At 60.4% G+C, this 25087-nt stretch carries 29 protein-coding genes; 10 read left to right on the top strand and 19 right to left on the bottom strand.

Annotation, left to right across the window (positions count from 1 at the left end; genetic code table 11):
* Window positions 1-140: 140 nt before the first annotated feature.
* From ACA041_RS06250 to ACA041_RS06230, 5 genes are all read right to left on the bottom strand, one after another.
* The gene (locus ACA041_RS06250) at window positions 141-1298 is read right to left on the bottom strand and encodes a phospholipase D-like domain-containing protein (protein WP_497440341.1); all 1158 of its coding nucleotides are present in this window, start codon (window positions 1296-1298) and stop codon (window positions 141-143) included.
* A 1-nt stretch (window position 1299) separates the two neighbouring features.
* Window positions 1300-1890: a YceI family protein gene (locus ACA041_RS06245; protein ID WP_497440340.1), complete on the bottom strand. Its 591-nt coding sequence runs from the start codon at window positions 1888-1890 to the stop codon at window positions 1300-1302.
* 163 nt (window positions 1891-2053) lie between these two features.
* Window positions 2054-2383, bottom strand: a complete 330-nt coding sequence (locus ACA041_RS06240) for an amidase (protein ID WP_497440339.1) — start codon at window positions 2381-2383, stop codon at window positions 2054-2056.
* Complete coding sequence (locus ACA041_RS06235) at window positions 2380-3471, bottom strand: serine hydrolase domain-containing protein (protein WP_497440338.1); 1092 nt, start codon at window positions 3469-3471, stop codon at window positions 2380-2382. The genes ACA041_RS06240 and ACA041_RS06235 overlap by 4 nt, the downstream gene beginning before the upstream one ends.
* A 142-nt stretch (window positions 3472-3613) precedes the next feature.
* Window positions 3614-4501 (bottom strand): acyl-CoA dehydrogenase middle domain-containing protein, encoded by an 888-nt coding sequence (locus ACA041_RS06230; RefSeq protein WP_497440337.1) that lies wholly within the window; start codon window positions 4499-4501, stop codon window positions 3614-3616.
* A gap of 154 nt (window positions 4502-4655) precedes the next feature.
* On the opposite strand from ACA041_RS06230, the gene olsB reads away from it, so the two are divergent.
* A complete protein-coding gene (gene olsB / locus ACA041_RS06225) occupies window positions 4656-5411 on the top strand; it encodes an L-ornithine N(alpha)-acyltransferase (protein ID WP_497440336.1) in 756 nt (251 codons plus the stop codon).
* Window positions 5411-6202: a lysophospholipid acyltransferase family protein gene (locus ACA041_RS06220; RefSeq protein ID WP_497440335.1), complete on the top strand. Its 792-nt coding sequence runs from the start codon at window positions 5411-5413 to the stop codon at window positions 6200-6202. Before olsB ends, ACA041_RS06220 begins: the two co-directional genes overlap by 1 nt.
* A gap of 83 nt (window positions 6203-6285) precedes the next feature.
* Here ACA041_RS06220 and ACA041_RS06215 read toward each other — a convergent pair whose 3' ends face one another.
* Window positions 6286-6885 carry an acyl carrier protein phosphodiesterase gene (locus ACA041_RS06215; RefSeq protein WP_497440334.1) on the bottom strand — a complete coding sequence of 200 codons (600 nt, stop codon included), beginning with the start codon at window positions 6883-6885 and terminating at the stop codon, window positions 6286-6288.
* A gap of 172 nt (window positions 6886-7057) precedes the next feature.
* Between ACA041_RS06215 and ACA041_RS06210 the strand changes: the two genes are divergently transcribed.
* The 3 genes from ACA041_RS06210 to ACA041_RS06200 are packed head-to-tail and all read left to right on the top strand — an operon-like array spanning window position 7058 to window position 9621.
* Entirely contained in the window at window positions 7058-7378 is a 321-nt protein-coding gene (locus ACA041_RS06210) for an ArsR/SmtB family transcription factor (RefSeq protein ID WP_109628334.1), read from the top strand.
* 2 nt (window positions 7379-7380) lie between these two features.
* Complete coding sequence (locus ACA041_RS06205) at window positions 7381-8550, top strand: MFS transporter (protein ID WP_497440333.1); 1170 nt, start codon at window positions 7381-7383, stop codon at window positions 8548-8550.
* Window positions 8551-8571: 21 nt separating this feature from the next.
* On the top strand, window positions 8572-9621 hold the full coding sequence (locus tag ACA041_RS06200; RefSeq protein WP_497440332.1) for an alkene reductase: 1050 nt from the start codon (window positions 8572-8574) through the stop codon (window positions 9619-9621).
* Window positions 9622-9774: 153 nt separating this feature from the next.
* Here ACA041_RS06200 and ACA041_RS06195 read toward each other — a convergent pair whose 3' ends face one another.
* The 3 genes from ACA041_RS06195 to ACA041_RS06185 all read right to left on the bottom strand — a co-directional run bounded on the left by ACA041_RS06195 (window position 9775) and on the right by ACA041_RS06185 (window position 11577).
* The gene (locus ACA041_RS06195) at window positions 9775-10263 is read right to left on the bottom strand and encodes a GNAT family N-acetyltransferase (protein WP_497440331.1); all 489 of its coding nucleotides are present in this window, start codon (window positions 10261-10263) and stop codon (window positions 9775-9777) included.
* Between the two features lie 97 nt (window positions 10264-10360).
* On the bottom strand, window positions 10361-10846 hold the full coding sequence (locus tag ACA041_RS06190; protein ID WP_497440330.1) for a GyrI-like domain-containing protein: 486 nt from the start codon (window positions 10844-10846) through the stop codon (window positions 10361-10363).
* Window positions 10847-10914: 68 nt separating this feature from the next.
* Entirely contained in the window at window positions 10915-11577 is a 663-nt protein-coding gene (locus ACA041_RS06185; RefSeq protein ID WP_497440329.1) for a LysE family translocator, read from the bottom strand.
* A 139-nt stretch (window positions 11578-11716) separates the two neighbouring features.
* Here ACA041_RS06185 and alaC point away from each other — a divergent pair, with 139 nt between their 5' ends.
* Window positions 11717-12934, top strand: a complete 1218-nt coding sequence (gene alaC, locus ACA041_RS06180) for an alanine transaminase (RefSeq protein ID WP_497440328.1) — start codon at window positions 11717-11719, stop codon at window positions 12932-12934.
* A 177-nt stretch (window positions 12935-13111) separates the two neighbouring features.
* Here the strand turns inward: alaC and ACA041_RS06175 are convergent, their stop codons facing one another.
* Window positions 13112-14464: a GntP family permease gene (locus ACA041_RS06175; RefSeq protein WP_497440327.1), complete on the bottom strand. Its 1353-nt coding sequence runs from the start codon at window positions 14462-14464 to the stop codon at window positions 13112-13114.
* A gap of 82 nt (window positions 14465-14546) precedes the next feature.
* A complete protein-coding gene (locus ACA041_RS06170) occupies window positions 14547-15080 on the bottom strand; it encodes a gluconokinase (RefSeq protein ID WP_497440326.1) in 534 nt (177 codons plus the stop codon).
* Between the two features lie 214 nt (window positions 15081-15294).
* Between ACA041_RS06170 and gntR the strand changes: the two genes are divergently transcribed.
* Window positions 15295-16326, top strand: a complete 1032-nt coding sequence (gene gntR / locus ACA041_RS06165) for an HTH-type transcriptional regulator GntR (RefSeq protein ID WP_497440325.1) — start codon at window positions 15295-15297, stop codon at window positions 16324-16326.
* Window positions 16327-16439: 113 nt separating this feature from the next.
* Complete coding sequence (locus ACA041_RS06160) at window positions 16440-17072, top strand: glutathione S-transferase family protein (protein ID WP_497440324.1); 633 nt, start codon at window positions 16440-16442, stop codon at window positions 17070-17072.
* A gap of 110 nt (window positions 17073-17182) precedes the next feature.
* On the opposite strand, the gene ACA041_RS06155 is transcribed toward ACA041_RS06160, so the two are convergent.
* The 5 genes from ACA041_RS06155 to ACA041_RS06135 form a co-directional block, all read right to left on the bottom strand.
* Window positions 17183-17836: a peptidase inhibitor family I36 protein gene (locus tag ACA041_RS06155; RefSeq protein WP_497440323.1), complete on the bottom strand. Its 654-nt coding sequence runs from the start codon at window positions 17834-17836 to the stop codon at window positions 17183-17185.
* 115 nt (window positions 17837-17951) lie between these two features.
* Entirely contained in the window at window positions 17952-18965 is a 1014-nt protein-coding gene (locus tag ACA041_RS06150; protein WP_497440322.1) for an ABC transporter substrate-binding protein, read from the bottom strand.
* On the bottom strand, window positions 18962-19495 hold the full coding sequence (locus ACA041_RS06145) for a sigma-70 family RNA polymerase sigma factor (RefSeq protein ID WP_497440321.1): 534 nt from the start codon (window positions 19493-19495) through the stop codon (window positions 18962-18964). Before ACA041_RS06145 ends, ACA041_RS06150 begins: the two co-directional genes overlap by 4 nt.
* 233 nt (window positions 19496-19728) lie before the next feature.
* The gene (locus tag ACA041_RS06140) at window positions 19729-20520 is read right to left on the bottom strand and encodes a phosphate/phosphite/phosphonate ABC transporter substrate-binding protein (RefSeq protein ID WP_497440320.1); all 792 of its coding nucleotides are present in this window, start codon (window positions 20518-20520) and stop codon (window positions 19729-19731) included.
* A gap of 137 nt (window positions 20521-20657) precedes the next feature.
* On the bottom strand, window positions 20658-21599 hold the full coding sequence (locus tag ACA041_RS06135) for a fatty acid desaturase (RefSeq protein WP_497440319.1): 942 nt from the start codon (window positions 21597-21599) through the stop codon (window positions 20658-20660).
* 328 nt (window positions 21600-21927) lie between these two features.
* Here ACA041_RS06135 and ACA041_RS06130 point away from each other — a divergent pair, with 328 nt between their 5' ends.
* Window positions 21928-22350 (top strand): GNAT family N-acetyltransferase, encoded by a 423-nt coding sequence (locus tag ACA041_RS06130; RefSeq protein ID WP_497440318.1) that lies wholly within the window; start codon window positions 21928-21930, stop codon window positions 22348-22350.
* A gap of 109 nt (window positions 22351-22459) precedes the next feature.
* Here ACA041_RS06130 and def read toward each other — a convergent pair whose 3' ends face one another.
* From def to ACA041_RS06115, 3 genes are all read right to left on the bottom strand, one after another.
* Window positions 22460-22999: a peptide deformylase gene (def, locus tag ACA041_RS06125; protein WP_497440317.1), complete on the bottom strand. Its 540-nt coding sequence runs from the start codon at window positions 22997-22999 to the stop codon at window positions 22460-22462.
* The gene (locus ACA041_RS06120) at window positions 22996-23946 is read right to left on the bottom strand and encodes a YihY/virulence factor BrkB family protein (protein ID WP_497440316.1); all 951 of its coding nucleotides are present in this window, start codon (window positions 23944-23946) and stop codon (window positions 22996-22998) included. The genes def and ACA041_RS06120 overlap by 4 nt, the downstream gene beginning before the upstream one ends.
* A 172-nt stretch (window positions 23947-24118) precedes the next feature.
* Window positions 24119-24310 (bottom strand): CsbD family protein, encoded by a 192-nt coding sequence (locus ACA041_RS06115; RefSeq protein WP_497440315.1) that lies wholly within the window; start codon window positions 24308-24310, stop codon window positions 24119-24121.
* A gap of 200 nt (window positions 24311-24510) precedes the next feature.
* Between ACA041_RS06115 and ACA041_RS06110 the strand changes: the two genes are divergently transcribed.
* A complete protein-coding gene (locus ACA041_RS06110) occupies window positions 24511-24888 on the top strand; it encodes a hypothetical protein (protein WP_497440314.1) in 378 nt (125 codons plus the stop codon).
* Window positions 24889-25087 lie beyond the last annotated feature (199 nt).

Below are 25087 nucleotides of genomic sequence, written 5' to 3'. Positions count from 1 at the left end.
CCTGAGCCAACGCAATACCAATGTGGGAGCGAGCTTGCTCGCGATGGCGGACTGACATTCAACATTGATGTCGGCTGAACTGGCCTCATCGCGAGCAAGCTCGCTCCCACATTTGATCTCAGTGTTTTCGGAATCTGTGTTCAGCCCCGCCGATCCAGCAGATTGACCACCAACCGATCCACCCACCCCCACGCCCGTTGTTTCATCCGCCGCCACAGCGGCCGGCGTTGCCAGGCCTCGAGGCTGACCTCCTGGCTCAGGGCAAAGTCCGTCTCGAAGCTCGCTGCCACCGCGCGGGTCAGCCCTGCATCCAGCGCTTCGAGGTTGGCTTCCAGGTTGAACCGCAGATTCCAGTGATCGAAGTTGCACGAGCCAATACTGACCCAGTCGTCAACCAGCACCATTTTCAGGTGCAGGAAACATGGCTGGTACTCAAAGATTTTCACCCCGGACTTGAGCAGTCGTGGGTAGTAACGATGCCCGGCGTAGCGCACCGATGGGTGATCGGTGCGCGGCCCGGTCAGCAGCAGGCGCACGTCGACGCCTCGGGAGGCGGCCCGGCGCAGTGAGCGCCGGACTTTCCAGGTCGGCAGGAAATACGGGGTCGCCAGCCAGATCCGCCGCTGGCCACTGTTCAGTGCGCGAATCAGCGATTGCAGGATGTCCCGGTGCTGACGGGCGTCGGCATAAGCGACCCGGCCCATGCCCTCGCCCATGGCCGGCACGCGCGGCAGGCGCGGCAAGCCGAAGTTCGACGCAGGTTTCCAGGCGCGGCGATGACGGTTGGCGATCCATTGACGATCGAACAGCAACTGCCAGTCGATGACCAGCGGACCACTGATTTCCACCATCACTTCGTGCCATTGGCTGGTGTCTTCTCCGGGCGTCCAGAATTCATCGGTGACGCCCGTGCCGCCGACCACCGCCAGACACTGGTCGACCAGCAACAGCTTGCGGTGATCGCGGTAGAAATTGCCCACCCAGCGGCGCCAGCTCAGGCGATTGTAGAAGCGCAGCTCGACACCTGCGGCCACCAGTCGCCGACGCAAGGTCAGCGTGAACGCCAGACTGCCGTAATCATCGAACAGGCAACGTACCCGCACACCGCGCTCGGCGGCCTGGATCAGCGCCTGAACCATGGCCTCGGCACAGGCGCCCACCTCCACCAGGTACAGCTCCAGCTCCACCTGTTCTTCGGCGCGGGCAATCGCGACCAGCATCCGTGGAAAGAACTGCGGGCCATCGATCAGCAATTCAAAAGCATTGCCTTCACGCCAAGGGAAAATTGCGCCGGCCATGTCAGCGCGCCGTGAAGATCAGTACCGCACCCACCGGCACCGACAGGCTGATGGCCGACAAGCCGGCGACCTTGCGCAAGCTTTCCAGGCCAGGCGCCAGGTCGAAGTCTTCGGCATTGATCACCAGCGGCTCGAGGGTCACGACCTGAAAGCGCCGGTCATCCAGGCGCGTCGCCAACAGCTCGGCGTTGTATTGGTGTTGTTTGCCATGCAGGTCGACAGTCAACGGCAAGCGCAATTCCAGCTGCGCACCGGGCGCGAGGTCGTTGATCGGGAGCAGATCGATTTGCGTGGTGATCAACGCTTCGGGGAATGTCTGGATCTCGAACAGCTCCTTGCGCATGCGTTCGTCGCGCAGGGGGATGCCACTGTTGACCGACTCCAGCTCGACTTCCACCTCGGCCAGACCCGTTGGGCTGACCTTGCCGTGCAGTACCAGAAAGCGTTGTACTTCGGAGATGTTGGCGTTTTTGGTGCTGATGAACGACAGCCGCGAGGACTCGCCGTCCAGGTACCAATTAGCCTGGGCCGATAACGAGGAACAGACCAGGAGCAGGAAGGCGAGGTGTTTGAGCAGGGAGCGGTTGAGCATAAAGACTCGTGGGGGCAAATAAACCTGAGCGAACCTTAACCGTCCGCGGGCGTGTTGCAAACCGTGAAGATCAAAAGATCGCACCTGCAGGAGCCGGCTTGCTGGCGATGGCGATCTCCCGGGCGCCATCGCCAGCAAGCCGGCTCCTGCAAAGAGCGACCCATCACGGATTCAGGCGGCAGCCCTGGTGTTCGCCCAGCCATTGCGCATTGTGGCTTCTCCCCATGCCACTGACCGTCACGCGCTTGTTCACTGGATCATCGGTAAACCCGCTGGTGGGCAGCCATTGCTTCACATAGCCATGGCAATACCCGGCGTCGTAACCCATCACGTACCGGCACGAACAATATTCCTTGGCGGTATAGGCGCTGATGATATCCGGGAACGCCCACAGCGCCTCCCGCTCCTGCCAGATCCAGCCGAGCAAAGCGATCAGCAGGATCAACCACAGCATGCTGAACGGTCGGCGACGAACCAACCCATGGCGACTCATGGCTGCACCTTCGCGGCAAAGGCCTTGAGCGCGAGCTTGAGCAATTCGTTGTGTCGATAGCTGCCGTCGCGATCATCGCCGTAGCGCACGATCACCAGGTTTTCACCGGGAATCACATACAGCGCCTGACCCCAATGGCCCAGTGCGGCAAAGGTGTCGGCGGGAGCATCGGGCCAGGGTTGTGCTGCGCCCTCAAGCGAGCGATTGAGCCACCAATGGCCGCCGGGCACTGCATCGTCCTGATTGGCTTGATAGCGGGCGAACGGTTCGCGGTTGAACGCGACCCACTCTTTGGGCAGCAATTGGCGCTCGCCCCAGCGTCCGTCGCGGGCCATCAACAGGCCGACCCGCGCCAGGTCCCGGGCAGTGAGGTAAGCATAGGACGAAGCGACGAAGGTGCCGCTGGCGTCGGATTCCCAGACCGCATGGCGAATCCCCAAGGGGTCGAACAGCGCGGTCCAGGGATAGTCCGGATAACGGGCCGGACCGACGATGCTTCTCAGCGCTGCCGACAGCAGGTTGGTGTCACCACTGGAATAACGGAATGCCTGACCGGGTTGGGCATAGGCGTCGTGGCCTGCAGTGAACGCGGCGATATCCTGACGACCGCGGGTATAGAGCATCGCCACCACCGAGGACTTCAGAGGGGCGTATTCATAGTCTTCCTGCCAGTCCAGACCCGAGGCCCAGTGCAGCAGGTCGGCCATGGTCATGGTCGGGCGCGTTTGCAGGGGTGGATAAAATTTCAACACCGGATCCTGCAATTTGAACAGGCCTTCGCCATAGGCCACGCCGAGCAACGTCGCCATCAGGCTTTTGCTGATGGACCAGGTCAGGTGCGGGGTGTCGGCGGTGGTCGGCCCGGCGTAGCGTTCGTAGATCAACCGGCCGTCGCGGATCACCAGCAAGGCATCGGTGCGGATGCCCTGGCGGGTGGTGTCGTTGCGGAGTGGGAAGGCGTAGTGCTCAAGGGCCTGAACCGCCGGGCCGGTGACGGTCGGGCCGGTTGTCCATTGCTCGGCAGGCCAGTTTTCGGCGTGGGCCGAGAGGCTGAGCAGCAGGAAAAGCAGGGGCAAGCCTTTGAACATGGAGGAGGCTCGGGAAGATGACCTGCTGAGCCTAGTCGAGCTTGATGACAGTTTTGAACGCGGTGTCGGCCATGAGGCCGCCTTCGCGACCAGGCTCGCTCCCACATTTTGAAATGCATCCCCCTGCTCGCGAAGAGGCCCGTCAAATCAATGAAGATCCAGCCAGTGCCTTGGCCAACCGCTTACCTCTGCCCCCCGCAGCCAAATCCATCACCCCTTGATCCCGCTGCCACATCGCCGCCCAATCCGGCGGGCCATCGGCCAGCGCCTGATCCACTTGCGCCTTCAGCCCGTCGAACTGCGCAAACAAGCCGCCGAGCAACACATGCCCGGCCGGATTGTTCGGCGCCTGTCGGCTGGCTTCCGCGCACCCGGCCAGCAACGCCAGCAAACGCAACTGCAGCGTTTGCGGCCAGTCGCTGTCATGACCGACCCCATACAGCCAGGCCGTCATGGCGCTCAGCACATAGATATCCTCAAGGGTGCGGAACGGTTTGACGTAAGCATCCCAGCCGTCCCCCGCCAGCAATTCGCATAACGCGCCATCGAGAACCAGCCGGCTGTGGCTGATGTCCGGCATCAGCGGGATCGCCGGTAGTTTTTCCAGGCGCACGCCCGGCTCACCGCGATAGACCACCGCCAGACTCAAGCGTGGAACTTCGCCGGGTTCTTCGCTGCGGGCCGCGATCAGCAACCAGTCAGCCGCATCGCCGGCAGTGACGAAATCCTTGCGCCCGCTCACGCGTAAACCGGTCAGACGCGTCTGCATGTCCGCCACCCGCAAGCTGCGCCGCTCCGTCGCACACAGCGCGCCGAGGCTCAGCGGTGCGCTCGGCCAAAGCATGCGCAACGCCGCCTGATAGCCCACCAGAAATGCCAGCCCCGGCGTTGCCATCAGGCACCCGCCGACCACCGCCAATTCAAACGGCGTGACCGTACCCAACTGCTGCAGCAAGTGTGCGAATCCTTCGCCCAGGTCTGGATTGGCGGGCAAGCGATCGCGGCGGTTCAACAGGGTCTGCCAGGGCATAAGAGGCTCCTCGTGGGCTGTCATATAAGCATCACCAAAGCTTCATGGCGATGACACCGGGGCTACATAGCCTGACTTTGCACAACACGGCTGCATAAAGAAAGTCGATCGGCTGCAACCCAAGACGGGTGAACAGCCCGTATGGAGATTCGCAATGACTCAGATCGCCCGCATCAGCGACACCGGCAATGAACGCCGCCTGCAAGCCGAACGCCTGGTGGGCGCCGAGGCCTTGCAGGAAGCCCAGGCCTTGCGCTTCAACGTCTTCAGCGGCGAATTCAACGCCAAACTGAAAGGCGCCGAGCGGGGCCTGGACATGGATGACTATGATGTTCATTGCGCCCACATCGGCGTGCGTGACTTGAACACCGGACACCTGGTGGCGACCACCCGCTTGCTCGATCACACGGCGGCCAGCAGCCTGGGCAAGTTCTACAGCGAGGAAGAATTCAGCCTGCATGGCCTGGTCAATCTGCAGGGCCCGATCCTGGAAATCGGCCGCACCTGCGTTCACCCGGCCTACCGCAACGGCGGCACCATCGCCGTACTCTGGGGCGAACTGGCCGACGTGCTGAACCAAGGCGGCTACAGCTATCTGATGGGTTGCGCGAGTATTCCGATGCAGGATGGCGGCATCCAGGCCCACGCGATCATGCAACGCCTGCGCGAGCGTTACCTGTGCACCGAACACCTGCGGGCCGAGCCGAAAAAACCGTTGCCGACGCTGGCCATCCCGTCCAACGTCATCGCCGAAATGCCGCCGCTGCTCAAGGCCTACATGCGCCTGGGCGCGAAGATCTGCGGCGAGCCGTGCTGGGACGAAGACTTCCAGGTCGCCGACGTATTCATCCTGCTAAAGCGCGACGAGCTCTGCCCGCGCTACGCCAAGCACTTCAAGGCGGCCATGTGATGGGCCGGCTGCGGGTGTACGCGCGGATTGCACGAGTGTTGGTGGTGGTTGCCCTGGGGTTGAGCATGGCCGGCGTGTTCGGGCTGTTCGAACGCCTGGGGATCGCCCATTCGATGGTCCGCCGCCAGCGCTGGTCGCGATTCTTCATGGCGCGCCTGGGCAACGCCCTGCCCTTTCGCGTCACCGTCCACGGTCAATTGCCCAAAGCACCGATGCTGTGGGTCAGCAACCATGTGTCCTGGACCGATATTCCCTTGCTGGGCATGCTCACGCCGCTGTCGTTCCTGTCCAAGGCCGAAGTGCGCACCTGGCCCGTAGCGGGCTGGTTGGCGGCCAAGGCCGGCAGCCTGTTCATCCGCCGCGGATCGGGCGACAGTCAGTTGATCCGCAAGCAGATGACCCGTCATCTGGAGCAGGAACATCCGCTGCTGATGTTCCCGGAAGGCACCACCACCGATGGCCGTTCGTTGCGCACCTTTCATGGTCGCCTGCTGTCGGCGGCGATTGATTCCGACGTGGCGCTGCAGCCGGTGGCGATTCGGTATCTGCGCGACGGCGAAATCGATTCGCTGGCGCCGTTCATTGGCGATGATGATTTGCTCTCACACCTGATGCGCTTGTTTGCCAATGACCGGGGTGAGGTGGAAATTCATCTGCTCAAGCCGATCGCGTGTGAAGGGCGCGAGCGTGCGGCGCTGGCGTTTGAAGCGCAGCAGGCGGTGCAGAAGGCGTTGTTTGGGGCGATTCCGGAAAAGACGCAAATTCCAATGCGTCCGGCGATTGCGGCCTGACACAATCTCTGCTTCAACAGAGAAACCTGTGGGAGCGAGCTTGCTCGCGATAGCTATCGAACAGTCAACATCAATGCTGATTGTTATGGCCTCATCGCGAGCAAGCTCGCTCCCACATTGATTTGTGCAAACTGCTGAAGCTGTGGATAGAACAACCGAAAATCCTCGCTCAACGGCTCATACAACACCCGCAACTCCTGCATCGCCGCCGCCAGTTCCTCCGGCCGGGTCAACCGCCGTGAAATCCCCCGCAGCACCTGCTCCAGCACTTCGAATTCCCGGTAAGACCCCAACCAGTCATTAGCCATCATGTGCGGCGCGATCCTCGCCAACCGTTCCGGCAATTGCGGCTGCGCCGACAGCACCCGATACACGCCCGAGGTGAACTGCCCGAGCGGCTGATCGGCGTAAAGCGCCCAGTCCCGCGCCAGGCAATGGTCGAAAAACACATCGAGCACAATCCCCGCGTAACGCCGGCGGGTCATGGAAAACCGCGACAGCGAGATATCCACCAACGGATGGCGGTCGGTAAACGCGTCGATGCTGCGATGCAGCTGGATGGCGGCTTCGATCTCCGGATCGAACTGCCCTTGCAGCCGCCCTTTGACGAAATCGCCATACAGACTGCCGAGCAATTGACCGGGGCGCTGGCCACCGAGGTGCAGATGTGCGAGATAGTTCATGGGCGCAGCTTAGCACTGCGCCCTGGAACTTTTTACATCCAACGTATCGTTATAACTCGATATACCGATTTATGCGGTCATCAGAGCAAAATCATATTGGTATATCGCGAAGTACCGATTTAAAGTTCGCCTCATCGCGATATAGCGTTTTACTCATCACGAGCCCAACCCCATGACCATCGACCTCGACGAAATAATAAAAGCGCTGGCCCACCCAGTACGCCGAGACATCCTCATCTGGCTGAAAGACCCCAAGACCCAGTTCCCGGAACAGATTCACAACCATGAGTACGGCATTTGCGCCGGACAGATCGATCAACGCTGCGGCCTGTCGCAGTCGACCGTGTCCGCGCACTTGGCGAACTTGCAACGGGCGGGACTGATCAGCAGCCAGAAAGCCGGTCAATGGCATTTCTTCAAACGCAACGAGGACGTGATCCAGGCGTTCCTCGACGCCATCGTCAAGGAGCTCAGCGCTCCGACAAGGAATTAACGATGCCCCTCTCGCTACTCATCCTGGCCTTGAGCGCCTTCGCCATCGGCACCACCGAGTTCGTCATCATGGGCCTGTTGCCCGATGTGGCGGCGGACCTCGGTGTATCGATCCCCGGTGCCGGCTGGCTGGTAACCGGTTACGCCCTGGGCGTGGCCATCGGTGCGCCGTTCATGGCACTGGCCACCTCACGGCTGCCGCGCAAGGCCGCCCTGGTAGCGTTGATGGGCATCTTCATCATCGGCAACCTGCTCTGTGCAGTGGCCAGTGACTACAACGTGCTGATGTTCGCCCGGGTGGTCACCGCCCTGTGTCACGGGGCGTTCTTCGGCATCGGTTCGGTGGTGGCAGCAGGCCTGGTGCCGGCGAACAAGCGCGCTTCGGCCGTGGCCTTGATGTTCACCGGGCTGACCCTGGCCAACGTACTGGGTGTTCCACTGGGCACCGCGCTCGGTCAGGAAGCCGGCTGGCGCTCGACGTTCTGGGCCGTGACCGTGATCGGGGTGATTGCACTGATCGGCTTGATCCGCTTCCTGCCGGGCAAGCGCGATGAAGAGAAGCTCGACATGCGCGCCGAACTGCGTGCCCTCAAGGGTGCCGGGATCTGGCTGTCGTTGAGCATGACCGCATTGTTCGCCGCGTCAGTCTTCACCTTGTTCACTTACGTAGCCCCGCTCCTGGGCGAGGTTACCGGTGTCTCGCCACGCGGCGTGACCTGGACCCTGATGCTCATCGGTCTGGGGCTGACGGTCGGCAACATCATCGGCGGCAAGCTGGCCGACAAAGGCATGGCAGCGACGCTGATCGGTGTGTTCATCAGCATGGCCGTGATTTCCACCGTGCTGACCTGGACCAGCGTTGCCCTGATCCCGACCGAGATCACCCTCTTCCTCTGGGCCACTGCGTGCTTTGCCGCCGTACCCGCCCTGCAGGTGAATGTCGTGACCTATGGCAAGGCCGCACCGAACCTGGTGTCGACCCTGAACATCGGCGCGTTCAACGTCGGCAACGCATTGGGCGCCTGGGTCGGCGGCAGCGTCATCGCCCACGGTTTCGGCCTGACCCGCGTGCCTCTCGCGGCGGCAGCACTGGCGGTACTCGCCCTGCTGGTGACCCTGATTACTTTCCGTCAGAGCGGCGACCCCAAACTGGTCCCTGCTACTCCTAACTGATCTTCAAAAGAGAGCTACTTCATGACGACTATTTTCGATCCGATCAAACTGGGCGACCTCGAGTTGGCCAACCGCATCATCATGGCGCCGCTGACCCGCTGCCGCGCCGACGCAGGCCGGGTGCCGAACGCACTGATGGCCGAGTACTACGTGCAGCGCGCCTCGGCCGGCCTGATCCTCAGCGAGGCCACCTCGGTCACGCCGATGGGCGTCGGCTACCCGGACACCCCGGGCATCTGGTCCAACGACCAGGTGCGTGGCTGGACCAACGTGACCAAGGCAATCCACGGCGCGGGCGGCAAAATATTTCTGCAGCTGTGGCACGTCGGCCGGGTGTCCCACGAGTCGTACCTGAACGGCGAAGCGCCGGTGGCACCGAGCGCCATCCAGCCCAAAGGCCACGTCAGCCTGGTTCGTCCACTGGCCGACTACCCGACCCCGCGCGCCCTGGAAACCGCTGAAATCGCCGACATCGTCGATGCTTACCGCGTCGGTGCCGAAAACGCCAAGGCCGCCGGTTTCGACGGCGTGGAAATCCACGGCGCCAACGGTTACCTGCTGGACCAGTTCCTTCAAAGCAGCACCAACCAGCGCACCGACCACTACGGCGGCTCCCTGGAAAACCGTGCACGCCTGTTGCTGGAAGTGACCGACGCGGCGATCGAAGTCTGGGGCGCCGGCCGCGTCGGTGTGCACCTGGCACCGCGCGCCGACTCCCATGACATGGGCGACGACAACCTGGCCGAAACCTTCACCTACGTCGCTCGCGAACTGGGCAAGCGGGGTATCGCCTTCATCTGCTCGCGCGAAAAAGAAGCCGGTGACAGCCTCGGCCCACAACTCAAGGAAGCTTTCGGCGGTCCGTACATCGTCAACGAACGCTTCACCAAGGACAGCGCCAACGCCTGGCTGGCCAGCGGCAAGGCCGATGCGGTCGCCTTCGGTGTGCCGTTCATTGCCAACCCGGACCTGCCGGCACGCTTGAAGGCCGACGCGCCGCTGAACGAAGCGCGCCCGGAACTGTTCTACGCCAAGGGTCCGGTCGGTTATATCGACTACCCGACGCTGTAAGTTTCAGCCGCCTGAAAAACAAAAGCCCCATCTCGAAAAAGATGGGGCTTTGTGCTTCTCCTGTGGGAGCGAGCCTGCTCGCGAAGGCGGTGTAACAGTCAACGATGGTGTTGGATGCGCTGCCCCCTTCGCGAGCAAGCCCGCTCCCACAGGTCAGAGTTCGAGCACCATCTCATGCCACGCCATGCCGCCATGGTCGGAAGCGGAAGGCTTGATGTAGACGAAGCCGAACCCGGCATAGAGCGCAATATGCCGCTCCTTGCACATCAGGTGGATGCTGGCCTTGTCCAATGCGCGCATCCGCTCGATGAACTCGGCCATCAAGCGTTTTGCCAGGCCTTGCCCCTGGAAATCCGGGTGCACCACCACCGACATGATCACCACATGTGGGCCAGCCGGGTCGTGGCCGATCAGCTCCTTGAACGCCTCATCCGACATCTGCACCTCAAACGCCGCACCGGAGTTGATGAAACCGGCTACGACGCCGTCCACTTCGGCCACGATAAACCCCTCGGGCCAGGTGGCGATGCGGGTGGCGATTTTTTCCCGGGTCGCGGCTTCGTCACCTTCGTAGGCAAGGGTTTCGATGGAGTAGCAGCGGTCCAGGTCAGCGGGGGTGACGTGGCGAATGACGGTGTTCATGGCAGCTCGGAATCAGCGAGGGAAAGGCTGTGGATCATAAATCAGCGTCGGCACGACATCGAGAGGCGAATCGCTGATCCGCCCCTCGATCCTGACATCACGCCTTGAGCGGCAACCAGATTTCCAACACACCGGTGTTGAGCTTCGGGTTGAAGTCTTCGCTGTAGCGTTCGAACTCCGGGGCGTCTGCCGCCTGATAACCGGACTGCGGCAGCCAGGTTTTCCAGATGTATTGAAAGGTCTGGGGCAAGGTATCCAGGGCGCCCCTATGCTCGAATATGGCGTAGTGCTGAGGCTGAACCTCCACCCAACGATATTTGTCAGGCAGGTCGTCGAGCTTGCTGATTTCGACGCCGGCGATGTATTCAAAGCCGCCCTTGCCATCCGGATTGCAACAAATGCCGTAGGTCACTTCGCTTTTCTGACCGGGAATTTTGCCAATCTCGGGAACGAATTTCTCCCAGAGGTCGGGGATCGCTTTAGTGGTTTGTGAAGTAAATCGTCCGCCAAGCCCTGCAATGAGCAGGAAGTGACCGTTTCCAAAGCGTGGTCCGGCCGGTTTGACGCCTGTTTGCTCATCCATGACTCGACTCCTGGTACGAAAAAAGTGGGTTCGGCTGGGAGTATAGAAGCCATTCCCGATTCGCCCAATTAGAGGGCGTGCAGCTGCTCGGCGGCGCCAGGGGCGATGAACTCGTTATACCCCGATAGGATCACGTATACCGCGAAATAGCAGAAGATCGCCGCCGATGCCAGGTAGGAATAGCGCAGCAGTTTGTCCCCCAGCAATTTACCGCCATGGCTTGCGGCGAAGCACAGGCCCACGCACCAGAGCACTCCGGCACACAGGAAGCCGCCAAGAAACAGCGCAGAATCGAGGGCACCGCCACCGCCGGAACGGGCGATCAGGGTTCCGCCCACCGCCGCGAACCAGAGGATGGCGCTGGGGGACGACATGGCGAGGAAAATGCCGCGCAAAAACTCCCGCCGATGGGAGTTCTGCCCCACCTCTCCGGCCTGTGCAAGTACCGCTTCATGATGGATGGCCGAATAGATCATCTTCGCCGCGAAGTAGACGAGAAGCGCCGAGCCACCGATCCACAACACCCAGCGTACCGTCTCGTATTGCAGCAAAACGGTCATGCCGGCCAGCGCCAGCACGGCGTAGATCAGGTCGCCGACACAGGTCCCCAAGCCCAGGGCAAAGCCTTGGAAATAGCCGCGCTGCATCGCCAGGGTGATCATCGCGATATTGGCCACACCGATATCCAGGCACAGCGAAAGGCTCAGCAGAAAGCCGCTGGTAAATTCCATCAACCGATTTCCTTCGGACAAATTTGTTTACATAGTCGCTGGACAGTTTGCCACATCTGCCCGTACATTCCGCCACAGGTCACCGCAGTGGCCAGCGTCGCTCGGACGGTTCCGGGCGCTCACGTTATCCGAGGCAACAATGGCTAACCCAGGTTCGCCGCGCCGCTTTGCGCGCATAGATCGACTCCCCCCTTACGTATTCAACATCACCGCCGAGCTGAAGATGGCCGCCCGTCGCCGTGGTGAAGACATCATCGACTTCAGCATGGGCAACCCCGACGGGGCGACGCCGCCGCACATCGTCGACAAACTCGTCACCGTCGCCCAGCGCGAAGATACCCACGGTTACTCGACCTCCAAGGGCATCCCGCGTCTGCGCCGGGCGATTTCCAACTGGTACAAGGATCGCTACGAGGTCGACATCGACCCGGAAAGCGAAGCCATCGTCACCATCGGTTCCAAGGAAGGCCTGGCGCACCTGATGCTGGCCACCCTCGACCAGGGCGACACCGTGCTGGTGCCGAACCCGAGCTACCCGATCCACATCTACGGTGCCGTGATTGCCGGCGCCCAGGTGCGCTCGGTGCCACTGATTCCGGGCGTGGATTTCTTCGCCGAGCTGGAAAGCGCGATTCGCGGCTCGATCCCGAAACCGAAAATGATGATCCTCGGCTTTCCATCCAACCCCACCGCCCAGTGCGTCGAGCTGGATTTCTTCGAGCGGGTGATCGCCCTCGCCAAGCAGTACGACGTTCTGGTGGTGCACGACCTGGCTTACGCCGACATCGTCTACGACGGCTGGAAAGCCCCCTCGATCATGCAGGTGCCCGGCGCCAAGGACATCGCGGTGGAGTTTTTCACCTTGTCCAAGAGCTACAACATGGCCGGCTGGCGCATCGGATTCATGGTCGGCAACGCCGAACTGGTCAACGCCCTTGCGCGAATCAAGAGCTACCACGACTACGGCACCTTCACCCCGCTGCAAGTCGCGGCGATTGCTGCACTGGAAGGTGATCAGCAGTGCGTGAAGGACATTGCCGAGCAATATCGCCAGCGCCGCAACGTGCTGGTCAAAGGCCTGCATGAACTGGGCTGGATGGTGGAAAACCCGAAAGCCGCGATGTACGTCTGGGCCAAGATTCCCGAGGCTTATGCGCACCTGGGCTCTTTGGAATTTGCCAAGAAAATGCTCGCCGAGGCCAAGGTCTGCGTCTCGCCGGGTGTGGGATTCGGTGAGTATGGCGATGATCATGTGCGCTTCGCGCTGATCGAAAACCAGGACCGGATTCGTCAGGCCGTACGCGGGATTCGCGGGATGTTTCGGGCTGATGGGTTAGTAACCAAAACCAACGCCTGACACAAAAACCTGTGGGAGCGAGCTTGCTCGCGATAGCGGTCTGACAGTCGAAACATGTTTTGAATGTGATGCCGTCATCGCGAGCAAGCTCGCTCCCACAGTGTCCGTAACGCCCTTGAAATCAATCAGCCACAAAAAAACCGCATCGCAGCGGTTTTTTTGTGTCTGCGGTTGTGCTTAAACGAACATCGACAACAGCAGGATAAAGCCCAGTGCAACAATGGACAGGATGGTTTCCATCGCGGTCCAGGTCTTGAAGGTTTCAGCCACGGTCATGTTGAAGTACTGCTTCACCAGCCAGAAACCCGCGTCGTTGACGTGAGACAGAATCAACGAACCGGCACCGGTGGCCAACACCAGCAGCTCACGGTTCACGCCCGGAATCATCCCCACCACCGGCACCACGATGCCCGCGCCGGTAATGGTCGCCACGGTGGCCGAACCGGTCGCAATACGGATCACCGCCGCCACCAGCCAGGCCAGCAGGATCGGTGAGATCTGTGCGTTTACCGCCATGTGGCCGATCACGTCACCCACGCCGCTGGTCACCAGCATCTGCTTGAAGCCACCACCGGCACCGATGATCAGAATGATCGCGGCGGTCGGCGCGAGGCTGGCGTCGAGCAGCTTCAGAATCTTGTTCGAACCCATGCCCTGACGGTGGCCGAAGGTGTACAGCGACAGCAGCAATGCCAGCAACAGCGCCGAGATCGGGTGACCGACCAGGTCCATGAAGGAGCGCGCGAAATTACCTTCCGGCAGCACCACGTCGGCAAAGGTCTTGAGCAACATCAGGAACACCGGCAGCAGCACCGTGATCAAGGTAATACTGAAGCTCGGCAACTCGGCCGAGTCTGGTTCGCGCGCCAGTTGATCCACCAGTTCCTGGTTAGGATGGCCGGGGATGTACTTGGCAATGAATGTGCCGTAGATCGGGCCGGCGATGATAGCCGTCGGCAGCGCAACGATCAGGCCGTACAGAATGGTTTTACCAATGTCGGCGCCGAACACGCCGATCGCCAGCAACGGACCCGGGTGCGGCGGAACCAGACCGTGCACGGCAGACAGACCGGCCAGCAACGGGATACCGATCTTGATGATCGACACGCCGGTACGCCGGGCGACGATGAACACCAGGGGGATCAGCAACACAAAGCCGATTTCGAAGAACAGTGGAATGCCGACCAGGAAGGCGGCGAACATCATCGCCCACTGCACCTTGTCCTTGCCGAATGCGCGAATCAGGGTCTGGGCAATCTGATCCGCCCCGCCCGACTCGGCCATCATTTTGCCAAGCATGGTGCCCAGCGCGAGGATGATCCCGACGAAACCGAGTACCCCACCGAAGCCGTCCTGGAACGCCTTGATGATGGTGCCGAACGGCATGCCGGACGTCAGCCCGAGAAAGGCGGCCGCGATGATCAGGGCAATGAAGGGGTGAAACTTGAATTTGGTGATCAGAACGATAAGCCCGATCACCGTAACCACTGCATCGAGCAGCAGGAACGTCTCGTGGGACATGCCAAACATTAGGGGTGTCTCCTGGTTGTTGTTGTTATTAAAGCGAGGAATTCGAAAGCCATAAGGACAGCGCTATCTCTGCAAGAAAAAATTAACCGGCGCGTTTCAGGCCATGCTCAAGCCACCAGTGGTGAGCCTGAACGGCCAACTCATCGACGCTGTGGCTCGACGCATCCAGGGCCAGGGTCAGAGGCTCGCCAACGGGCGATTCGAGTGTGGCGAACTGGCTGTCGATCAAGGTCGAGGGCATGAAGTGACCCGGCCGATGGGACACACGATCGGCGGCGACTTCAGGGGTCAGTTCCAGGAACACGAAGCCCAGGCCAGGCAAGGCGCTGCGCAGACGTTCGCGATAAATGTGCTTGAGGGCCGAGCAGGTCAGCACCGGGCGTTGACCCTCGGCGTCGACACGACGCAGTTCGTCGCACAGGCTGTCGAGCCAGCCGGCACGGTCTTCGTCATTCAGGGGGATGCCTGCGCTCATCTTTTCGATATTGGCGGCAGGGTGAAAGGAGTCGCCTTCAATGGCGGTCGCGCCGCTGAGCTGGCACAAGGCCTCGCTGACGCACGTCTTGCCGCAACCGGCAACGCCCATGATGACCAGGGCGGTGATGGGATGATTCATGTAACACCTCAGCGCGCAGACAGCGCTACCTTTGCTGGTTATGACACTGGAGCAAAAGCAGAAATTGCCGACGCCTTCTTGTCATTTTTGTGGGTTGCAGCGTGTTTACCCCTATGCCAAAAAGCGCGGATCAGGCAGATCCCGCTCACGCATTTGCAGCTGCATCGAGACAGCGCTACCTTAGTGCCTTGAATTTTGTTTGGCAAGCCGCCCGATGACCTCTTCCAAAAACGATAAAAATACCCGCACCACTGGCCGCCCTACCCTCAATGAAGTCGCACGCCTGGCCGGTGTCAGCCCGATCACCGCCTCCCGCGCCCTGCGTGGCGTCAGCACGGTGGCCACCGAACTGGTGGAAAAAGTCCAGAAAGCCGCCCTCGACCTCAATTACGTGGTCAACCCTGCTGCTCGCGCTTTAGCCTCGGCCCAGAGCCATTCGGTGGTGGTTCTGGTGCCGTCGCTGTCCAATTTGCTGTTCATCGATACGCTGGAAGCCATTCATCAGGTTTTACGCCCCAAGGGCTTCGAAGTGCTGATCGGCAACTTCCACTATTCGCGCGATGAAGAAGAAAACCTGCTGCGCAATTACATGGCCTATCAGCCTCGTGGCTTGTTGCTGACCGGTTTCGACCGCACCGAAAGTTCGCGGCGGATGATCGAAGCAAGCAACATTCCGTGCGTGTACATGATGGAGCTGGACAGCGCCGCCGGGCTCAACTGCGTGGGTTTCTCGCAGCTCGCTGCCGGCGAAACGGCGGCGCAACATTTACTATCCCGCGGTCGCAAACGCCTGGCTTACATCGGCGCGCAGCTGGACCAGCGCACATTGCTGCGCGGCGAAGGCTTCCGCAAAGCCCTGCAAAAGGCCGGATTGTATGACCCGGACCTGGAAGTGCTCACCCCACGCGCCTCTTCGGTGGGCCTGGGTGGCGAGTTGTTCCTGCAACTGATGGCCAGTCATCCGGATGTCGATGCGATTTTCTTCGGCAACGACGATCTGGCCCAGGGCGCATTGCTCGAGGCCATGCGTTGCGGCATCAAAATCCCCGAGCAGGTGGCGATCCTCGGCTTCAACGACCTGCCGGCCTCGGCCCACATGGTCCCGCGCCTGAGCAGCATCAGCACCCCGCGCGAGGCCATCGGCCGGCGTTCGGCGGAATTGATGCTGACCTTGCTGGCCGGCAACACGGTTGCAAAACCGGTGCAGGACATGGGGTTCGAGTTGAAGGTGCGCGAAAGTACCTGATCGGTTGAAGCTTTTGTGGCCAGCCACGATTTCGCGTTGACAAACTTGATGTCATCCGTTGGCAGGCACACTATTAAATTCCCGAAACCTCGAACCGCTAACGGAGTAGCCCCATGGAACATGCACTGAAGATTCTGGGTAAAGCCTCGTCAATCAACGTCAGAAAGGTCCTTTGGACCTGTGAGGAACTGGGTGTTTCCTACGAGCGTGAAGATTGGGGCGGCGGCTTTGCCTCGACCCACACGCCGGAGTTCCTCAGGCTCAACCCCAATGCCCTGGTGCCGGTGATCATCGACGAGGCCGGCGTGCTGTGGGAGTCCAACACCATCTGTCGCTATCTGGCCGGCAAACACCAGAACACTGACCTGCTGCCGCACGAACCGGCGGCCCGCGCCCGGGTCGAGCAGTGGATGGATTGGCAATCCACCGAACTCAACGCGGCATGGAGCTACGCATTCACGGCGCTGGTTCGAAAGGACCCGGAATTCCAGGACCCGCATCACATTGCCGCCGGCGTGCGTGGCTGGAACCAGAAGATGGGCATCCTCGAGCATCAGCTCGCGACCACCAAGGCTTATGTCGCCGGGCCACGGTTCACCCTGGCCGATATTGTCATCGGGCTTTCCGTCAATCGTTGGCTGATGACACCCTTGGAACGGCCCGACTATCCGGCTGTCGATGAGTATTTCCAGCGCCTGGCACAACGCCCGGGGTTCCTGAAGTACGGCTGCAACGGCCTGCCTTGATAGCCAGGTTTGCGTCGCGGCGGTCGACCACTGCCGCCCGGCGGCAAAGGCTCACCGCAAGTTCGGCATAAGGCCCGGCAAATGTTCTGGATGACCAGCACCCGTGGCTTTTACTGGGCAAACAAAATAACCATGGGGGAAAAAGCGACGCTGACCATCCTGTCGTTTTGCTCGACCAGCCTGCTCTGGGCATATATTTCGGTCCACGTCACTGCAGTGCTGACCTGTTCGGGAATACTGAACGGGCAGCAGCCCCTCCCGAGGACAACTTCCTTGATATTGCTCATCATCATGTTGCCCTTCGCACCGGGCCCATCCACCCCGAAAACCTTCACGGCGTGAGCTTTATTATTGTGCTGCCAGGATGAGACCTGACGGCTCATGTTGTAGTCCGCCAGGTTAACGGGGCGGCTGGCCGGCGTGCTGGCCAGCGACAATTTCCTGCCTGCGTAATCCCAACCCTCCCAGACACAAAAATAACCGTAGTCACAGATGGGATCAGTTTGATTCGTGTCGCCGGGTATCGGGAACGTCATCACGACGGCCCCGTTGTCATAAACCACTTGACTGGAACTGACCTGGCGCCCTCCGGTCTTTCGACTGAGTTGTTGATCAATCTGCAGCTGAACCTGTGCTGCCTGTTCGGCGGTCATCGCGGGATTGAACACTGCATATCGGCTTTGCTTGCCCGGCGCTTGATTCGCATAAAAATAGAACAGCGCGCCCATGCCGAGACACAAAGTCACGAACCATTTGATTTTCATGAAAAAACTCCGTTCCTGAAAGCGCTGAAAAGATCCAGCGCGATACAAGGAACAGAGTTCAGTTATTGCAATGGCCTGTCTACTGTCACAAATGACAGGTTAGACGGTCGGTGGGTCATAGCGCTGCGGTGACACGATTGGCCACCTCCGCCGGCACCCAGTCCTGCCAGATCCGGGGCTGGTCACGCAGGAACGCCTGCGCCACCTGACGCGGTGGCTGGCGTTTCTCGCTCATTTGCGCAAGGGTCTGGTTCAGCAGATCGATCGGCAAGTCGACCTTTTCGAAAAACGCCACCAGGTCCGGATACTGCGCCTTGAACGGTGCGGACACGCCAATGGCCAGGCTGGCCGGCATCGAACGGGTGCCCCTGGGATGGGGGTTGTTGGCATCGGCCAGGGTTTTCCAGGCTTCAGCGTCGAACGGCGGTTCGTCCAGCTTCACCAATTTGAAGCGACCCAACAGTGGCGTCGGCGACCAATAGTAGAACAGCACCGGTTTGCCTCGACGAATCGACGATGCCACCTCGGCATCCAGCGCCGCGCCGGAGCCGGTGCGGAAGTTGACGAAGCTGTCAGTCAGCTCATAAGCCTTGAGTTTCTGGCTGTTGACGATCTCCGAGGTCCAGCCGGTCGGGCTGTTGAGAAAGCGGCCGCGGCTGGGGTCTTCCGGGTCACGGAACACGTCCTTGTAGCGCGCCAGGTCGGCGACGGATTTCAACTCTGGTGCCACAGGCTTGATGCCGCGCTCCGGGTCGCCCTTGATCACGTATTCCGGCACCCACCAGCCTTCGGTGGCGCCCTTGACCGTGTCACCCAGACCAAACACTTTGCCTTCAGCGGCAGCTTTGACCCAGGCCGGACTGCGCCCGGCCCACTCTTCGCCGATCACCTGGATATCATTCCTGGCCAATGCCGCTTCGAGGCTGACGGTACTGCCGGGCAAGGTATCGGTCGGGTAACCGTAACCCTTCTCGACGATCAAGCGCAGTATTTCGGTAATCAGGCTGCCACTTTCCCAGGTGATGTCGCCGAAGTGGATCGGCGCGGTTTTTTCCGCCGCGGGAACCTGCAAAGCCACAAGGCTCAGGGCCAGCAGCGAACCGCCGAGCAGGGTTTTGATCGATCTCATGCAGACCTCCGGTGCAAGGGTTGATTGGCGCTGTGCCGGGCGCACAGTGCCTGGGAACGGGTCATGTAGACGCTCACCGAGCGCTGGGAAATGCCCAGCTCGGCGGCGATTTGCGGGTAGGTCAGGCCGTCGATTCGCGACAGCAGGAACGTTGCCCGGACCTTGCCCGGTAAACGCTCAAGCAGACGGTCGAGGCCATGCAGCGCCTGTGTCAGTTGCACCCGTTCCTCCGGCGACAGCGCTTGAGGGTGAGGGATGTGTTGCAGCTGATCGAGGTGTTGGCGCTCCAGGTCGCGGCGGCGCCAGAGCTGATAGATCAAGCGGCGGGCGATGGTGGTCAGCAAGGCGCGAGGCTCGCGGATCGGCGCCAGCCCCGGTGATTCCAGGAGTTGCGCGAAGGTTTCGGCGGCGATGTCTTCGACACTGGAACTGGCACCCAGATGCCGGCGCAAGCGTGCGCACAGCCAAGGGTAATGGGCGCGGAACAAGCCGCCCACAGCATTGCGATGGGATACGTCGGTGCCGGACATAGAGGCTCCAAGGGTTAGGGGTCGCTGAATGTCCGGTGATCCGGTAGCGCGATCCTAGCAAGGAGCCTTATTCATTAATAATACTTAAAATTAATTTTTATATTCCTATATGGAATTTCAGTCACGTCTGACCGAATGCTTTCGCGAGCACGCTCGCTCCCACAGGGGGGCACCGAAATCCTGTGGGAGCGAGCCTGCTCGCGAAAATGGTTGTGTCGACACGATTCTAAGACTCATCGCAACCGCCCATACCCCAACGCCTCGGCTTCCTGCTGATAATCAAGAACCACTTGATAGTCGCTTTCGCTGGCCGGCAGCACCTCTTCCAAGCCGAGGATTTCAGCCACCTCGGGCAACCCCCGCAATGCCGTATTCATCACTTGCCTCAGCGCTTCGGCCTGTTCATCGGTCGTGGTAGCAGCGGTGATATAGGGCAAGGTCGGGCTGAATGCACTGCGAACGATAACCCGCAGGCCCGCCACTTCTGCTTCGGCGTGCCGCGCCAGGTAGGCAAAGGTCACGCTGTCGATGGCCGCCAGGTCGGCTTTGTCTTCACGCAGCCAGCGCAGGCTTTCGCGGTGGCTGCCGCTGATGCCGACACGGGCAAAGAATTGTCCTTCGTGATGCAACGGCGCCAGACGATGGCGCAGCAGGTTCATGCCGCTGTTGGAGTCCGCACCGTTGATCACACCGCGGCTGCCGCGAAATGCCGGCAAGGTCCTGCGCGGATCATCGGCGCGACTCAGCAGCAGGCTGCAATGGTTGCCGCCGCTGCTGTCCGGCAGTTCGTAGCGAGGACGACCGATGACCCGGACTTTACCGCGCAGTGCGGTCATCAGCGGGTAGCCGCAGGTTTGGGTCAGGAGCAAGCGCGGGGACAGCCAGAGGTCCGTCAGCGACAGGCCTTCTGCGTCGCCGCGGGTGATGTCCAGTTGCTCGACGATGCGCGCCAGCCAGCGCTCGTTGGCCTGGCGGATGGGTTCGGGGGCGACGTACATCAGTAGTTCAGCGATGTCTTGAGTCATCGAAATCTTCCCATTCAACAAAAATCCCTTTGTGGGAGCGAGCCTGCTCGCGAAGAGGGCGTATCAGTCGACATTAATGGTGAATGTCTCACCGCCTTCGCGAGCAGGCTCGCTCCCCCAGGGGAATGCATTGGCAATCAGTGGAACGGGTGTTTGGGGCTGTCGATGGCCTTCACGCCATGCTGCCGCCATAACTGCCCATAACCCTGCACCAGAAACCCGCCGCTGCGTTCCAGCCATTGCTCGCGACGAGCGTGGTAGGCACGGGGCAAGTCATACCAGGGCAACCCCGGCAAGTCGTGATGCACCAGGTGCAAATTGAGGTTCAGGAACAGCCAGCGCCAGGGCCAGGCGGCTTCATTGATCACCGTGCGTTGCTCGGGCTGCGCATGGGGACGGTGTTCATAATAGGAGCGAATCATTGCGATCGACAGCGCCGGCACACTGATCAGCAGCAGGTAATGCCATACTGGCAGCGCACTGTAGCGCGCCATAAATACCAGCATCAGCACCGTCAGCGCACCATGGCTCAGCCACATCAACCAGGCCTGCCGTTCACCCGCTTGCAGGCGTTGCAACTGTTCCTTGGCAAGCGCCAGCAAAGCCAGCGGCGCACCTAGGGCTAAACGGCCAAGCACGGTTTTGTTCAGCCAGTGCAGACCCTGTTGGAACAGCGAACTGCCCTGCCATTGCTCGATGCTCAGGTAACGGCTTTCCGGATCGCGGCCGGGGATGGTCAGGTCTTCGTCGCGATGATGCCGCAAATGACTGTCGCGATAGAGGGTGTAGGGATACCAGACAGCGAAGGGCGCGTAGCCGAGGATTTTGTTCAGCGCCGGCCAACGGGTGGGATGCCCGTGCAGCACTTCGTGCTGCACCGATAACCACAGCACCAACAGCGGAATCAGGCACAACGTGCTCCACCACAGACCCAGCCGATCGCTTGCCAGGACAATGCTGAACCAACCGGCGTACACGCCGATCAACAGCAACCAGGTCGGCCACTCGGTGCGAGCGGTCAGGCGTTGGCGCAGGGTGTCGATTTCTTCACGGTGGGCATTATCGAAGTAATGGGGCATGGCGTTGCTCAGATCGGGGACCGGTCCCCTTCTGTGCAATGGCGCAGGGAAATCTTGCAGATTATTTGGTGATCGTACCCACGCAGAGCGTGGGTACGATCAATTAAAGCGGGATCAATGACCGAACACATCCACCTTCTTGGCCTTCTTGTCCGCGCGCTTTTCATCGGCGGTTTTCGCCGGTTTCTTCTTTGCCGCTTTTTTTGAATCCATGCCTTTGGCCATGATACGTACTCCACTCATACGGGATGTGAGATCAGGTATACACCTATCCCTGCGCTCGCGTTCTTTTATAATCGCCGGCTTTGCGTACCAAAAGTCCAAGACCATGCCCAACACCCAGTACACCTTGCTCGCCGAGCCTTTGTGGCCATTGATGAACAAGTTCTATCGCGCCCATCAATCGTCGATGAAAGCCGTCCGCGACGCTCAACTCTGGGTCGCCAGGCGCGACGAGATCGTTGGCGCGCTGTGTTTGCGCCCGGTGGCGGGCGGGCATTGGCTGACGGGTTTGTTTGTCGACCCAACCTGCCGCGAACAGGGGATCGCCGCGGCATTGATCGCTCAGGCCATCAAGGACCTCGAAGGCCCGGTGTGGTTGTTTTGTCATCCGGATTTGCGGGATTTTTATGAGCGGCGTGGCTTTGTCTTCGATCCGCCAATGCCTTACGCCATGGTCGAACGGTTGAGCCGCTATGCGCGCAGCAAACCGATGATCGCTATGGGCCTGGTGGCGAATGAAAGTCAATGAGTCAATGAAGATCCACTGTGGGAGCGAGTCTGCTCGCGAAGGGGCCATGTCAGTCACCCGAAACGTCGACTGGCAGGCTCGCTCCCACATTATTAGTTTTGTGGTTAATTCAATCGTCGGCGTTGGGATCAAGATCCGGGAACATTACTTCGGTAAACCCGAACTTGCTGAAGTCGTTAATGCGCGACGGATACAGGCGGCCGATCAGGTGATCGCATTCATGCTGCACGACCCGCGCATGGAAGCCTTCGGCGATGCGCACGATCGGCTGGCCCTTGGGATCGACACCTTCGTAGCGAATATGCTGATAGCGGTCGACCGCGCCACGCAGGCCGGGCACTGACAGGCAGCCTTCGAAGCCCTCTTCCATGATCGGGCTCAACGGCGTGATCAACGGATTGATCAGAATGGTCTGCGGCACCGCTTCGGCGTCCGGGTAGCGTTCGCTGTGCTCGAAACCGAAGATCACCAACTGCAGGTCGACGCCGATCTGCGGCGCCGCCAGGCCGACGCCGCCGACGCTTTCCATGGTCTGGAACATGTCGTCGATCAGTTGCCACAATTCGGGGCTGTCGAACATTTCTGCCGGTACCGGCGGAGCGATGCGCAGCAGGCGCTCGTCGCCCATTTTCAGAATTTCTCGGATCATTTGGTGACTTCGTCAGTGCTCGGCTTGATCGAGTGATCCCGACCCAGGCCCGAAACATGGTGTTTGGGTTCCGGCTCGCCGGCTACTTTTTCGCCAGCATTTTTGCCTTCGGCCGACATGTGTTCGATCACCGCATTCATTTCAGCACCGAGTAACAGCACCGCGGCGGAAATGTAGAAGTACAGCAACAGCACGATGATCGCGCCGATACTGCCATACATGGCGTTGTAGTCGGCGAATGTTTTGACGTACAGGCCGAAACCCACCGAGGCCAGGATCCATACCACCACTGCCAGCACCGAACCCGGGGTGATAAAGCGGAACTCCTGTTTGACGTCGGGCATGACGTAATAGATCAGTGCCACCGCCACCATCAGCAGGATCACCACCACCGGCCAGCGGGCGATAGTCCACACCGTGACGATGAACTCCTCCACGCCGACTTGCGCCGCGATCCAGCCCATCACCTGCGGCCCGAGCACCATCAGCGCGGCGGCGATCAGCAGCATGCCGGCGATGCCGATGGTGTAGATGATCGACAGCGGGAAACGCTTCCACGCCGGACGGCCTTCAACCACATCGTAGGCGGCGTTCATCGCACTCATCATCAGCCGTACGCCCGCAGACGCAGTCCACAGCGCGATCACGATACCGATCGACAGCAAACCACCCGTGGACTGCTGGAGTTGATCGATCACCGGGTTCACCTGCTCCAGTGCCTGGGGCGGCAGCACCAGTTCCGATTGCAGGCGCAGCCAGGAGAAAAAGTCCGGCAGGTGCAGGAAACCGATCAGGGCGATCAGGAACAGGATGAAGGGGAACAGCGAGAACAGCATTTGATAGGCCAGCGCCGAGGCATAGGTCGACATCTCGTCGTCGACGAACTCGGTGACCGTGCGCACCATCACACGGTGGATAGGCAGACCTTTCATGTCCGGGAAAATCATAAGCGTCTCCTTTCGCCGCTAAAATTGGGTGAAGTCGTGGCGACTCAGGGGCCGTTTTCTACATCAAAGTAGCCTGTTTGGCGACTTTGAAACAATTTTCAGGCTCAAGTTCAGGCTGACACAAAAACGGCCATCCGCAGATGGCCGTTCCTGATAGTCGTCAAAGGCTCAATCAAGCCTTGTCGACGCCTTTCTTGACAGCGTCCTTGACTTTGCCCACAGCTTGCTGAGCTTCGCCTTTCTTTTCCTGCACCACGCCTTCGGCGCGCATTTTGTCGTTACCGGTGGCCTTGCCGACGCCTTGCTTGACGTTGCCGGCGGCTTCGTTGGCCATGCCTTTTACTTTATCGCCAGTGCTGCCCATGGTATTTCTCCTGTGAACAATCGAACGGGGAAAGTAGTTACACAAAGATTGACCGGGGTCGTTTGCACGGAGTTTCATTTATTTTCATCGCGACATTTCATCGTTCGATGCAGGTTGGGCTTTATGTTTGCCGATCAACCCCCGAGAATGCGCAACGTATTCAGGCCATGGCGCTGAAGATCCAATCCCGTAGGAATGTTATGAAACTCGATAAAAAGCAGGCCATTGCCCGCAGAAACCAGGAACTCGGCGGTGCTGTGCTTGGCGTCAACAACTGCCATTTCACCGAATTGAACCGCAACCGCAACATCTGGTGGTTCGATATCCCGGTCGCCCGACTGGCCATTGGTCAGTACGAATGGATTCACCTGCTGATGCACACCCCGGATACCGACGAACTGCTGCACCTGAAAGTGCCGACGGTGTTCCTGCGCGAGAAGCTCGAAGGCCTGGTGGTGCGCAACCAGGGCAAACGCAAGGCCGCCCTGAGCCTGGAACTGAGCGCCGACAAGGATTCCTGGCTGCAGGACATGCGCCCGGCGGGCACCAACGTCAATTTCGCGCAGTTCCGCTTGTAACAACTCAAGACTACTGTGGCGAGGGAGCTTGCTCCCGCTCGACTGCGCAGCCGTCGCAACTTCAGCGAATGCGGAGTATCTGACGAGACGTGGTTGCAGGTTTTGGGCTGCTTCTCAGCCCAGCGGGAACAAGCTCCCTCGCCACAAAAGCATCCTGATATCGCTTTAAACAAAAAGCCCCGCTTCTGCGGGGCTTTTG

It is taken from the genome of Pseudomonas sp. LBUM1676 (assembly GCF_059695605.1).
The sequence above is the reverse complement of the archived record's forward strand: the minus strand, read 5'-3'. Positions and strand labels throughout refer to the sequence as shown.